Annotated in this window: 12 protein-coding genes and 2 tRNA genes; 7 read left to right on the plus strand and 7 right to left on the minus strand. The window is 71.5% G+C overall.

Going from position 1 to position 12651, the window contains the following annotated elements; genetic code table 11:
- The first annotated feature begins 5 nt into the window (after nt 1–5).
- Both HNR40_RS09825 and HNR40_RS09830 read left to right on the plus strand, forming a co-directional pair.
- Nucleotides 6–1895, plus strand: coding sequence for a sensor histidine kinase (locus tag HNR40_RS09825; protein WP_246508792.1), 1890 nt, complete (start codon nt 6–8; stop codon nt 1893–1895).
- A complete protein-coding gene (locus tag HNR40_RS09830) occupies nt 1888–2244 on the plus strand; it encodes a DUF742 domain-containing protein (protein ID WP_184959987.1) in 357 nt (118 codons plus the stop codon). The genes HNR40_RS09825 and HNR40_RS09830 overlap by 8 nt, the downstream gene beginning before the upstream one ends.
- A 37-nt stretch (nt 2245–2281) precedes the next feature.
- On the opposite strand, the gene HNR40_RS09835 is transcribed toward HNR40_RS09830, so the two are convergent.
- From HNR40_RS09835 to HNR40_RS09865, 7 genes are all read right to left on the minus strand, one after another.
- On the minus strand, nt 2282–3148 hold the full coding sequence (locus HNR40_RS09835; protein ID WP_184959988.1) for an ABC transporter ATP-binding protein: 867 nt from the start codon (nt 3146–3148) through the stop codon (nt 2282–2284).
- The gene (locus HNR40_RS09840) at nt 3145–3873 is read right to left on the minus strand and encodes an ATP-binding cassette domain-containing protein (protein WP_184959989.1); all 729 of its coding nucleotides are present in this window, start codon (nt 3871–3873) and stop codon (nt 3145–3147) included. The genes HNR40_RS09835 and HNR40_RS09840 overlap by 4 nt, the downstream gene beginning before the upstream one ends.
- The gene (locus tag HNR40_RS09845) at nt 3870–4787 is read right to left on the minus strand and encodes an ABC transporter permease (RefSeq protein WP_184959990.1); all 918 of its coding nucleotides are present in this window, start codon (nt 4785–4787) and stop codon (nt 3870–3872) included. Before HNR40_RS09845 ends, HNR40_RS09840 begins: the two co-directional genes overlap by 4 nt.
- A complete protein-coding gene (locus tag HNR40_RS09850) occupies nt 4784–5800 on the minus strand; it encodes an ABC transporter permease (protein ID WP_184959991.1) in 1017 nt (338 codons plus the stop codon). The genes HNR40_RS09845 and HNR40_RS09850 overlap by 4 nt, the downstream gene beginning before the upstream one ends.
- Nucleotides 5800–7407, minus strand: coding sequence for an ABC transporter substrate-binding protein (locus HNR40_RS09855; protein ID WP_184959992.1), 1608 nt, complete (start codon nt 7405–7407; stop codon nt 5800–5802). The genes HNR40_RS09850 and HNR40_RS09855 overlap by 1 nt, the downstream gene beginning before the upstream one ends.
- Nucleotides 7408–7484: 77 nt before the next feature.
- Nucleotides 7485–9032 (minus strand): hydantoinase/oxoprolinase N-terminal domain-containing protein, encoded by a 1548-nt coding sequence (locus HNR40_RS09860; RefSeq protein ID WP_184959993.1) that lies wholly within the window; start codon nt 9030–9032, stop codon nt 7485–7487.
- The gene (locus HNR40_RS09865; protein WP_312896262.1) at nt 9029–10090 is read right to left on the minus strand and encodes an S-methyl thiohydantoin desulfurase family protein; all 1062 of its coding nucleotides are present in this window, start codon (nt 10088–10090) and stop codon (nt 9029–9031) included. Before HNR40_RS09865 ends, HNR40_RS09860 begins: the two co-directional genes overlap by 4 nt.
- Before the next feature lie 264 nt (nt 10091–10354).
- Here HNR40_RS09865 and HNR40_RS09870 point away from each other — a divergent pair.
- The 5 genes from HNR40_RS09870 (at nt 10355) to HNR40_RS09890 (ending at nt 12641) form a co-directional block, all read left to right on the plus strand.
- Nucleotides 10355–10427: transfer RNA gene (locus HNR40_RS09870), tRNA-Met, on the plus strand.
- A 1-nt stretch (nt 10428) separates the two neighbouring features.
- Nucleotides 10429–10501 (plus strand) — tRNA-Arg (locus tag HNR40_RS09875).
- Between the two features lie 15 nt (nt 10502–10516).
- Nucleotides 10517–10954: an RpiB/LacA/LacB family sugar-phosphate isomerase gene (locus HNR40_RS09880; RefSeq protein ID WP_184959994.1), complete on the plus strand. Its 438-nt coding sequence runs from the start codon at nt 10517–10519 to the stop codon at nt 10952–10954.
- Entirely contained in the window at nt 10951–11445 is a 495-nt protein-coding gene (locus tag HNR40_RS09885) for a hypothetical protein (RefSeq protein WP_184959995.1), read from the plus strand. Before HNR40_RS09880 ends, HNR40_RS09885 begins: the two co-directional genes overlap by 4 nt.
- 32 nt (nt 11446–11477) lie before the next feature.
- On the plus strand, nt 11478–12641 hold the full coding sequence (locus tag HNR40_RS09890) for an amidohydrolase (RefSeq protein WP_184959996.1): 1164 nt from the start codon (nt 11478–11480) through the stop codon (nt 12639–12641).
- The last annotated feature ends 10 nt before the right edge of the window (nt 12642–12651 follow it).

The following is a 12651-nucleotide window of genomic DNA, read 5'->3' on the forward strand; positions in this document are numbered from 1 at the left end:
GTGTCATGACCCGCAGCAGAACGATCCGCATGAAGATCGTCGGTCTGCTGCTGGTTCCGCTCATGTCGATGGTGGTGTTGTGGGGCGTGATCGCCGCGGTGACCGCGGGCGAGAGCCTGGAGCTCAGGGAGTACACCACGTTGTGGTCCAACCTGCGCCATCCCGCCTATCGCCTGATCGGTGAGATCCAGCGCGAACGGCTGGCTTCGACGCGCCTGCTGCGCTCCGGCGGCAGCATGGAGCGCTCGTCGGCCAACGCCCAGCGCGCCCGCACCGACCAGGCGGCCGAGGAGTTCAAGGTCCAGACCGCCAAGTCGAAGGACGCCTCCCCCGCGATCAGCTCCCAGGTCGACCAGGTCCTCATCCAGCTCGGCCGGCTCGACGCGCTCAGGGGCGAGATCGACGCCGGGCTCACCGCGCGCGTGCACGCCATCGAGACCTACAGCGCCATGATCGACTCGCTGTTCGGCCTGCACCGGCGGGTCGCCTTCGTCGACGACATCCCGATCTACGAGCAGTCGCGCATCGTGATCGACCTCGGCTACGCCAAGGAACTGCTCACCAGGGAGCAGGCCGTCGCCTCCGGCCCCACCACCGCGCAGGAACGCCGGATCTTCACCCAGCTCGTCGGCAACCGGCGCTTCCTCGTCGACCAGTCCGTCGCCGAGCTCGACCCGGCCATGCGCGACGCCCAGGTGGCCCTGCTCACCTCGCCGCTCTACCAGCGCATGCGGGTGATGGAGGACCAGATCATCGCCGGGCGGACCCCGGAGGGCTGGGTCACCACCACCGAGTCGCTGTCGAAGTCCTTCCAGGACTTCCAGATGACCGCCTCGCAGATGCTCACCGCGCGCGCCGCCCCCGTGGCCGACTCGGTACTGCTGCGCGCGCTCATCCTGGGCGGCACCGGCCTCGCGCTCGTGGTCGTGTCCATCGTGATCTCGATGCGCGCCGGGAACCGGCTGTCCAAGGAGCTGGTCACGCTCCGGATGGCCGCCCTGGAAGTGGCGCAGGACCGGCTGCCCCAGGTCGTCGAGAAGCTGCGCAAGGGCGAGCAGATCGACGTGCCCGAGGTGAAGGTCGCCAGCACCACGACCGAGATCGACGACGTCGGCCAGGCCTTCTCCACCGTGCAGAGCACCGCCGTCGAGGCCGCCGTCGGCCAGGCGCAGCTGCGCGAGGGCGTCGGCCACGTCTTCCGCAACCTGGCCAGGCGCAGCCAGACGCTCCTGCACCGCCAGCGCATCCAGCTGGAGGGCATGCAGCACAAGGCCACCGAGCCGGACGCGCTGGACGACCTGTTCCGCCTCGACCACCTCACCACCCGGATGCGCCGCCACGCGGAGGGACTGATCATCCTGTCCGGCGCGACGCCCGGCCGCGGCTGGAGCAAGCCGGTGCCGCTGCACGACGTGGCCCGCGGCGCCACCGCCGAGGTGGAGGACTACCAGCGGGTGGTGGTCGAGCCGATGCCCAGCCACGCGCTGGTCGGGCCGCTCGTCGGCGACGTCATCCACCTGATCGCCGAGCTCATCGAGAACGCCACCGTGTACTCGCCCCCGCACACCCCGGTCATGGTGCGCGGCGAGGCCGCGGCCCGGGGCTTCGCCATCGAGGTGGAGGACCGGGGGCTCGGCATGAGCCCCGAGGAGCTGGCCGACCTGAACACCCGCCTGGCCAGCCCGCCCGAATTCGACCTTGCCGACAGCGACAGGCTCGGCCTGTTCGTCGTCGCCCGCCTGGCCGCCAGGCATGACATCCGCGTGACGTTGCGCGGTTCACCATATGGAGGGACCACCGCCATCGTGCTGATCCCGGCAGAGCATGTGACGCAGCAGAGCGAGACGCCGGCCGAGCCCACCGCCCGCCCCATCAAGGTGGTGCGCGGTGAGTGACGAGCGCTGGCTCGACGAGGACGCCGGGCCGATCGTGCCCGCGTACCTCCTCACCCGCGGGCGTACCGTCCCCGCGAGCGAGGCCATCGACCTGATCGCGGTGATCATCACCGCCGGGGGCCTCACCCCGCCGATGGGCCTCGGCCCCGAGCACCTGATCATCATGCAGAAGTGCACCAAGCCCACCCGGCTCGTGGACGTGGCCGCCGAGCTGAACCTGCCCATCGGCGTCGTCCGGGTCCTGGTCGGCGACCTGCACGCCCAGCAGCTCGTCCAGGTCGAGCACCCGCCGCCCGCGCCCGACAAGCGGGTCCTGCTGGAGGTGATCAGCGGCCTCAAGGCCCTGTGAGCGGCCTTATGGTGCTGTGAGCACCTTTTGTTAAGGCTTATGGCCCGGTGAGGACGTCTTCCGCGCGGTGGCAGGCCACCGTGCGGCCCTCCCCCACCTCACGGAGTTCCGGCGCGCGCTCACACTCCGGTACGGCCAGCGGGCAGCGTGACCGGAACGGGCACCCCGTCTCGGCAGGCGGCGCACTGGTGCCCGCCTGCGGCGGCTGCCCGCCCAGCGTGGGCACGGCGTCCCTGAGCGCCTTGGTGTAGGGGTGGGCGGGGGCGGCCAGCAGCTCAGCGGTCGGCCCCGACTCGACCACCCGCCCGGCGAACAGCACGTGGCTGGTCCTGCACAGCCTGCCCACGACGGCGAGGTTGTGGGTGATCAGCAGGCGTTCGGTGTCCAGCCCGGCCAGCAGGTCGAGGACCTTGGCCTGCACGGTGACGTCCAGGGCGCTGGTGGGCTCGTCGAGGATGAGCAGTTTCGGGCCGACGGCCAGGGCGCGGGCGATGACGACGCGCTGGCGCTGGCCGCCGGACAGCTCGTGGGGGCGGCGGACGGCCAGGGCGGGGTCGAGGCCGACCTGTTCCATGAGCTCGCCGACGCGGGCCCGGTCGGGCAGTCCCTCGGCGATCGAGGCGCCCACGCGCCTGCGGGGGTTGAGGGACTCGGCCTGGAAGACCGGCTGGACGTCGCGCCGGAAGGCCCTCATGTCAGCTTTTTTCAGGTCTTGCCCGCCGTACCAGATGGTGCCCTTCTGCGGCTTCAGGAGGCCGAGGAAGGCGCGGGCGAGCGTGGTCTTGCCGGAGCCGCTCTCGCCGATCAGGCCAACGCCGCCGCCGGTCACGTCCAGGCTCACGTCGTGGACGACGGACTGCCTGCCGTACCCGAGAGTGAGGTCTTGCGCGCGCAGGATCGTCACGGCGTGGCCTCCAGCAGGTCGCGGGTGTAGGGGTGGGACGGGTCGGCCAGCACGCGCGCGGCCGGGCCCGACTCCACGACCTCGCCGTCCTTCATGACCAGCACCCGGTCGGCGATGGTGCTGACCAGGGCCAGGTCGTGGGAGACGAGCAGGATGGCCAGGTCGCGCTCGCGCTGCAGGCGGCGCAGGACCGTGATCACCTCGGCCTGGACGGTGACGTCCAGGGCGCTGGTGGGCTCGTCGGCCAGGACGACCCCCGCGCCCAGGGCGATGGCCAGCGCGATCGCGAAGCGCTGGGCCTGGCCGCCGGAGATCTCGTGCGGGTAGCGGCGCAGGATCGCCGGGTCCAGCATGACCGCCTTCACCGCGGCCACCGGGTCGGCGGTGACGCCGTGGAGCTTCAGCGCGCGGCGCATCAGCGTGCCCAGGCGGGTGGTGGGGCTGAGCGCGGCCTGCGGCGACTGCATGACCAGGGCCGCGCGGGCGCCTCTGATCGCGCGCAGTTCGCGGGGCGAGGCGGTGCGCACGTCCAGGCCGCAGACCTTGATGCTGCCCGAGACGTCGGCGTTCTCGGTGAGGCCGAGCAGCGACATCAGCGTCGTCGACTTGCCCGAGCCGCTCTCCCCCACGATCGCCACGCACTCGCCCGCGGCCACGTCGAGTTCGGGGACGCGGGCGACGGTCCGGGCACCGTAGCGCACCTCCAGGTCACGCACCTCGATCATCGCACCACCCTCGTGTTTATGGTCGCGACCGCTTCGCGGCTCGTTGGCTCGTTCCTCGCTCTCTCCCCGCGAGCTCCTTCGCTCCGGGGGTCGAGGGCGTTGCGCAGCCCCTCGCCCATCACGTTGAAGGCGAAGGCGGTCAGCACGATCGCCAGGCCGGGGAAGGTGACCACCCACCAGTTCGTGGTGAACAGGGTCTGGCCCTGCTCGACCATCAGGCCCCACTCCGCGGTCGGCTCGTGGGCGCCGAGCCCCAGGTAGGACAGGGCGGCGGCGGTCAGGATCACGCCACCGGCGTCGAGCGAGACCTGGACGAGCACGGGCGTCAGCGAGTTCGGCAGCACGTGGCGTAGCACGATCAGCGGCGCGGGCACGCCGAGGCACCGGGCGGCGTCCACGTACGGGCGGTTGGCCACGGAGGCGGCGACCGAGGCGGCCAGCCGCGCGTACCAGGGCCACCAGGTGACCGCGATCGCCACGATCACCGTGGTGACGCTCGGCTGGAGCACCACCGCCAGCGCCAGCGACAGCAGCAGCGCGGGAAAGGCCAGGAAGACGTCGGTGACCCGCATGATCACGTCCCGCAGCCAGCCGCCCGCGTAGCCCGCGATCATGCCCAGGGTGACGCCGACCAGCGCGGAGGCGGCCAGCACCGCCACGGCGATGCCCAGCGAGGTGCGCCCGCCGTAAAGCACGCGGGTGAACACGTCGCGGCCCACCTGGTCGGTGCCGAACCAGTGCTCGGCGCTCGGCGGCAGCAGCGCCTCCAGCGGTTTGGGATCGTCCACCGGGTATGGCGCCAGCCACGGCGCGAAGAGCGAGGCCAGCACGACCAGGACGATGAGCACGGCCCCGGCGGCGGCGAACCGGTCGGGCATCCTGGGCAGCGTCCTGCGCAGCTCGGGGGCCTTCATCGGGCCCTCGCCCTCGGGTCCACGACGCCCTGCAGGAGGTCGACGGCCAGGTTGCTCAGCACGTACACGATCGCGATCATCAGCGTGATCCCGGCGATGGCCGGGGTGTCCAGCGAGCGGATCGAGTCGACCGCGTAGCGGCCCAGGCCGGGCCAGTTGAAGACCGCCTCGACCAGGAAGCCGTTGACCATGGCGTAGGCGAAGACCAGCGCGATCAGCGACAGCACCGGGTTGAGCGCGGCCCGCAGCGCGAACCTGGTCAGGATCTTGGATTCGGAGAAGCCCAGGGCGCGCTCCAGCCTGGCGTGGTCCTGGCCCGCCTCCTCGATCAGCGCGGCGCGGGTGAGCTGGGCGATGACGCCGGCCGGGTAGGCCGCCACCACGAGGGCGGGCAGGACGAGGTGCTGCAGCGTGCTGGTGAAGATGGGCCAGTTGCCGGTGATGAGCGCGTCCACGATCGTGATGTTGGTCCAGAGGGTGAGCGGGCTGGTGGTGTCCAGGGCCCCGTCGTACTCACCGGCCACGGGGAACCAGCCGAGGTTGCTGGCGAAGACCGTCTGCACGGCCAGGGCCAGCCAGAAGACGGGGACGGAGACGGCCAGCATGGAGCCGACGCGTACCCCCAGGTCCGGAAATTTCGTCTTGTAGCGGGCGGCGAGCACGCCGATCGGGATGCCCACCGCGATGGCCAGGATCAGCGCCGTCCCCACCAGCTCCAGCGAGGCGGGGAAGGCCGTCATCAGATCCTCGCGGACCGGGCGCCTGGTGTGCAGGCTGGTGCCCCAGTCGCCGGTCACCAGGTCGCGCACGTAGTTCCAGAGCTGGACCGGCAGCGGGTCGTCCAGCCCGAAGCGCGCCCGCGCCGCCGCCAGCTCCTCCGGCGAGGCCTTCGGCCCCGCGAAGGCCACCGCCGGATCGCCCGGCACCAGCCGCATGATCACGAAGGTGAGCGTGACCACGCCGGCCACGACCAGGAGTGCCTGGCCGAGCCGGCGGAGCAGGTAACGCCACATCAGCGCGACAGGTCGTAGAAGAACACCACGTTCGGGTAGGCCGGGTTGTCGACATAACCCTTCACGTCGGCGGTGAGCGCGCGCTGGTAGGTCTGCACGTACGGCACCGCCACCGCGGCCTTCTCCTGGATGATCTTCTTCTGCAGGTCGGCGTAGACCTGGTCGGCCTTGAGCTGGTCGGTCGCGGTCAGCTCGGGCAGCGAGTCGATCGCCTTGTCGATCTCGGCGTCCTTCAGGTACGACAGGTTGAACTCAGGCTGGTCCTTGCTGCGGAAGACGTTGAGGAACCAGCTGTAGGCGTCGGCGTAGTCCGGGTACCAGTACATGACGAAGACGTCCTGGCCCTTCTTCTTGCCCAGGTCCCACTGCGCCTCCCAGGCCATCGGCTTGGCCTCGACGGCGACGTTGACGTTCTTCAGCGCCGAGCTCAGCAGCGTGACCAGGAGCTTCTGGTCGTCGTCGCCCTGGGCGTAGGTGAGCTTGAGCTTCAGCTCCTCGTTGTCGGGGCCGTAACCGGCCGACTGCAGCAGCTCCTGCGCCTTGGCCAGGTCCTGCTTGGGCTCCATGCCGGCGACGTGGCCGAGCAGTCCCTGCGGGACCAGGCCGCTGCTCTTGACGCCCGCGCCCTTGAGCGCCGCGGCCAGGCCGTCGTAGTCGATGGCCAGCTGCAGGGCCTGCCGTACCTCGGCGGACTTGGTCGGGCCCGACTCGGTGTTGAACAACACCAGCAGGTTCTGGAACGACGGCGTCTGCTTCACCTGGACGCCCTGCGTCATCCCGGCCTGCTCGAACAACTGCGGGTTGAGGCGCTGCACGAAGTTGACCTCGCCGCGCTGCAGCAGTTGCCAGGCGGTGGTGAGCTGCGGGGTGACCCGGAAGGCGACCTTCTTGTACTGCTCGGGCTTCCAACCGCCCCAGTAGCCCTCGTACGCCTTCAGCGTGAGCTCGGTCTCCTTGCCCTTCTGCCACTGGTCGATCGTGTACGGGCCGGTGCCGCCGTCCTTCTTGCCGTCCTTGTCCACGCCGTCCACGTCGTAGATGTAGGCGGCGTAACCGGCGGAGGAGACGAGGTCGAGCGGGGTGGCGTACTTGAGCGTGAACTTCAGCGTGGCCGGGTCGACGGCCTCGATGGTGTCGACGGCGCTCCAGATGTAGGCCGGGCCGCCGTTCATCTTGATCGTGCGCTCGATGGCCTTCTTGGCCGCCTCGGCGTCCAAGGGCTTGCCGGTGTGGAACTTCACGCCCTGGCGGAGCTTGAAGGTCCACTCCTTGCCGTCCTTGGCCGACGACCACTCGGTGGCGAGGCGCGGCTCCGGCTTCTTCGTCTCGGCGTTGTACCTGGTCAGGCCCTCGTAGATGTTGGACATGGCGACGATCTCGTTGGAGTACGAGGTCGCCGGGTCCCAGTCGGTGACCACGCCCAGGTTGGGCGAGTAGACGAAGGTGGCGTCGTTCTGCTTGGGCGCGGCGCCGCCGGTGGCGGCGGCCGACTCGCTGGGCCCCGGCGTCCCGCCGGCTCCGCGCACCTGTCCGCCGGCGCAGGCGGAGGCGGTCAGAGCGACGGCGCCGGCGACCCCGGCGACGGCCAGTCGCTTGTGCCAGTGCATATATGGGGTCCTTTCAATGGGTTTTGTCCGGCTTCAGCCGCGGCAAGATCGTAGCGACGAACGTTCGCCGTTGGGCGTCAATTCGATAGCGGACCTGCGGCCTTTACATGAAGGCGCACCGCTGGTTCCGCCAGGTAACTCAGCGGAACCTCGTGCACATCCACCAGTTCAACACGTGCGGGATCGGCCCCTGCCAGCACGGCCTTCGCCGCCGCCTCCTCCTTCGCGCGCTCGATGGCCCGGGTACGGCCGGCCCCCGCCGGCACGATCGTGTCCACCCGGCCGCTGGCCAGCGCGATGGCCGCGCCGACGGCGTTGGCCACCTCGGCGTGCTCGGGCCTGATCACCTGGCTGACTCCGGGGATCCGCCCGGCCAGCAGGAACGCGCCGCCGCCCACCGCGACCAGCGGGCGGTCGGCTCGGCCCAGCGACATACGGTCAACAGCGTCGGCCACCATCTCGTCGGCGATGACCAGGCTACCCGCAAGCATTTCCGCCGCACCCGCGTGCTCGTCCAGCGCGGAGTGCCACTCGCGCGGCGCGCCGGGCATGCGGCCGGCGTGCACGCCCGCATCGGTCATGGTGGGCACCGTACCGCCGAAGACCAGCGCGGACTCCGCCAGCCGGTAGCCCACCGAGTCCGGGCCGATCGCACCCGGGCGCAGCCGGGTCCCGCCGCCCATCGCGATGGCCAGGATGTCGGGCATGCGGAAGTTGGTCAGCACGCCGCCGATCTCCACCGCCGCGGCCGACTCCCGGGGAAAGCCGCCCATGAGCACGCCCAGGTCGGTGGAGGTGCCGCCGACGTCGGCCACGATGGCGTCCTTCACCCCCGACAGGAACGCCGCGCCGCGCAGCGAGTTGGCCGGTCCCGAGCCGATCGTGGAGACGGGCAGGCGGGCGGCGTACTCCACCGTCATCAGCGTGCCGTCGTTCTGCGCCAGGTACGGCCGCGCCGTCAGGCTCCGCTCGGCCAGGGCTTCCACCAGCGCCCTGGTGACCGCGGACGCCACGCCGTACAGGGCGGCGTTGAGCACGGTCGCGTTCTCGCGCTCCAGCAGCCCGAGCGAGCCGATCTCGTGGCTGAGGCTGACCGGCAGGCCGTACTCGCGCTCGACGAGTTCGCCGACGAGGCGCTCGTGCTCGGCGTCGGCCGGGCTGAACACGCCCGACACCGCCACCGCGTCGGCCGTGACGCCGTCCAGGAAGCGGCGGACGGCGTCGAGGTCGAGCGGGCTGATCGGGCGGCCGTCCACGTAGTGGCCGCCGGGCAGGATCGCCTCGCCCGCCGAGACCGCGGCGCGCAGGTCGGCCGGCCAGTCGGTCAGCGGCGGCACGGACGTGGTCGCGGGCGCTCCCAGCCGCACGACCGCGACCCGGCCGAGGTTGCGGCGCTCCAGGATCGCGTTGGTGGCGTGGGTGGTGCCCAGCATGACCCTGCCGACCGTGTCCACGGGGCCGGTGCGGGCCAGTTCGGTCAGGACGGCGTCCAGGGCGGCGCGCAGGCCGCCGGTGACGTCGGCCGTGGTGGCGCGCTTCGCCTTGGCCACCACCCGGTCGGCCGCGTCGAGCACCACCGCGTCCGTGTTGGTGCCGCCGACGTCGATTCCGATGCGCAACGTCATGCGAGCTCCTCCACGGGCACGTAGTCCAGGTCGTAGCCGAACGCGGCCGGGCCGGCGGTCTCCAGGCCCTTCACGGTGCGCCAGAGCGGGTCGCAGGCCCAGGCGAGCACGGTGACGCGCTGGCCGTAGCGCAGCGACTCGGTCTGAACGGCGATCGCGGTCTCGGTGTCCACGACCGTGATCAGGTCGGGGACGATCGCGCGGACCCGGCCGTCCTCCAGCGCGACCAGGTTCTCGTTCTGCAGTTCCAGGGTGAGCGTGCGGCCCCGGTCGGCGCCGGTGCCCTCGATCACGGCCGAGCCTCTGACGAAGCCGCCGGAGGTGCGGCGTTCGACGTCGGTCAGCTTGCCGGTGATCAGGCGGCGGGCGCCCAGCTCGTCCTGGAGGGCGCCGAGCGGGTCGGCGGTCTGCTCGGTGGACCTGCCCACGGCTATCGCGCGGGTGACCGTACCCTCGATGACCGCGCCGCGCGCCTGTGCCGCGGTCAGCACGTAGTCGGCCATCAGCGCGCTCGAACCGGCGGCCACGCATACGGCGCGGGCCAGCCGTTCCGACCACAAGCCGTCCACGGGCCTGATGGTCACCACGTTTCCCGCCACATCCGACATGATCACCAGGTCGGCCGGGAGCCCGGCCACGTACATGGAGACCATCTGGACCTCGGGAAACGCCCGGCCCATGCCGTCGGCGTCGAGCAGCGGCAGCCCGAGCTGGGCGGCCCAGGCGACCGGCGCGACCCCGTTGCCGCCGCCGATCTCCGAGGACATCACCGCGGCCGGAGCGCGGCCGAAGATGCGCTCCGCCTCCTCGGCGATCCGCTTCGGCTCGTCCTCGCTGTGGATCATCTCGTGGCTGACCGTCGGCGCGCCGATCCCGGACAGCGGGAGGATCAGGGCGTCCTCCGGCAGATCGGCGAGCGTGATGAGCGGAACCCCGCCGTGGGCCTGGATCGCGCGCCGCGCAGCTAACGAACCGGTGCGCACGTCTCCACCGCCGCCGGTGCCCAGCACCGCGCAGCCCCTCGCGAGAGCAGGGATGTCATCCTCTTTGATCAGCACACAAGCCACCGTAGTGGTCGTTTATCACTTATCCCCGCGAACTCCCGTTCGTGCCCACATGACCAGTCCCGGCTGCGAACCTGGTGGAGACCGGCATTAATCCCGTTGCACCGCTCACCCCCCTCACGGCATCCTCGTCACATCGCCCGAAAGGACCAGTCATGAACACCCTCCGAATGCGTGACCGCCGTAGCGGCATGTCCTGGGCTTAGGAACGCACGACTCGTGCCCCGGGACATGGTTCCCGGGGCATTCGCATGTCCGGACGGGTGGGGGCGCTGGTGTGCCCGGCGGTTTCATAAGCCGCCCCAGGCGGGTTCGATCCCCGCACCCGTCACGCCTTCGTGGCGCAGTGGAGAGCGCGCCTGCTTGCGGAGCAGGAGGTCGCTGGTTCGATTCCAGCCGAAGGCACGAGAACATCAGAGCATGCGCATTTCAGTGGCGGCCGACAGCCTCGACGGAGTGGCCGGGACGGTGGTGGCCGAGCTGCGCGCTCGCGGCCACGAAGTGATCACCCATGGCGCGCTCAACGACGACGAGCGCGACGACTGGGCGTGGGCGTCGGAGTCGGCCGCCCGCGACGTGGCCGAGGGGCGCGCCGAACAGGCCGTCGTCGCCTGCTGGACCGGCACGGGCGCGGCGATCGCGGCCAACAAGGTCGCCGGCGTGCGCGCCGCCCTGTGCGCCGACGCCCACACCGCCGACGGCGCGCGCACGTGGAACGACGCCAACGTGCTCGCCCTGAGCATCCGGCTGACGTCGCCGGCGCTGCTCACCGAGATCCTGGACGCGTGGTTCGCGGGCACGCCGAGCACCGACGCGGACGACGTGGCCAACGTGGCGCATCTGGACGAGATCAGGTGACGTTCGAGGAGGTGGCCGGGGAGGTGCACACGGCGATCTCGGCCGGTGAGCTCTCCGGCGATCGGGTCGTCGAGCTGGCGGTCGCGCTGGAGGGGCTGGGCGTGGCCGTACCGGCTGACCTGGATCTTCGCACGCTCCTCACCGGCTTCGCGCGCCTGGACACGTCCGTGCGGACGGTGCAGCGCGACCTCGACGCGACCGCGCTCCCCGGGCGGCTGCGCGTCTGCGCGCCCGCGTGGGGCGGCGGGTGGCTGCGGGTGGGGTACGGCGGGCAGGCATCCTCCACCGGCTTCGACCCGCGCCGAAGCGCCGACCCGCTGGCGGAGGTGGCCGACGTCGCCCAGGAGATCATCGTCGAGGAGCTCTGGACGAGCTGGCCGCTCTGCCCCGAGCACGGCTTCGGACTGCACGTGAACAACACCCCCGAATGGGTCTGTACAGGGACGAAACACCACGTGGTCGCCGCCGTGGGAAGGCTCGGCGGGGGCTGAGTTTCGTCGGTCCCCGGGTCTATGGTTCTGCCATGACCGCGACACTCCTGCGCGGCGGCCACCCCTGGGGGCATGGGGCGCCGGCCGACATCCTGGTGGGCGACGGCCTGATCCAGGAGGTCGGCCCAGCGCTCGACGCCCCCGCCGCCCGCGTCGTCGACGTCACCGGCCAGCTCGTGCTGCCCGGCCTCGTCGAGTCACACTGCCACCTCGACAAGACGCTCTACGGCGGGCCGTGGGTGCCCCACTCCGCCGACGACACCCTCGCCGGGCGCATCGGCAACGATCTGGCCAGGCGGGCCGAGCTGGGCGTGCCCAGCGTGGAGCGGATCGAGCGGCTGCTGCGGCGAATGAGCGCCTGCGGCACCACCCACGCGCGCACCCACACCGACATCGACCCCGAGGTCGGCCTGCGCGGTGTCGAGGCGGTGCGCGAGGCGGCCGGCCGCGTCCCGGTCACCGTGCAGCAGGTCGCCTTCCCCCAGCACGGCGTGCTCACCAACCCCGGCACCGCCGAGCTGCTCGAAGCGGCGCTGAAGAGCGGCGTGGAGGCGGTCGGCGGGCTCGACCCCGCCGGCATCGACCGCGACCCGGTGCGCCACCTCGACCTGATCTTCGGCCTGGCCGAGCGCTATGCCGCCCACCTCGACATCCACCTCCACGACGGCGGCACGCTCGGCGCCTGGGAGCTGGAGCTCATCACCGAGCGCACCAAGACGCTGGGGCTGGGCGGCCGGGTCACGGTCAGCCACGCCTACGCGCTGGGCCAGATCGACGAGGCCCACCAGGGCCGGCTGGCCGAGGGCTTCGCCGACGCGGGCGTGGCGCTGGCCACCGGCGCCGTCTACAGCTTCCCGGTGCCGCCGGTGAAGAAGATGCGCGCGGCCGGGGTGGTGATCGCCTGCGGCCACGACGGCATCCGCGACCTGTGGGGGCCCTACGGCTCGGGCGACATGCTGGAGCGGGCGATGCACCTGGCCTACCGCAGCACCTTCCGCTCCGATCCCGACATCGAGCTCGCGCTGGAGGCCGCGACCTACGGCGGCGCGCGGGCGCTCGGCCTCACCGGCTACGGCCTGTCCGCGGGCGACCGGGCCGACCTCGTCGTCGTGCCGGCAGGCGGCGCGGCCGAGGCAGTGGTGACCCATCCGTCCCGCTCTCTGGTCATGAAAGACGGCGCGGTCCTGCACAATTGACCGGCGGGGA

Source organism: Nonomuraea endophytica, from assembly GCF_014203235.1.
Taxonomy (GTDB): Bacteria; Actinomycetota; Actinomycetes; order Streptosporangiales; family Streptosporangiaceae; genus Nonomuraea; species Nonomuraea endophytica.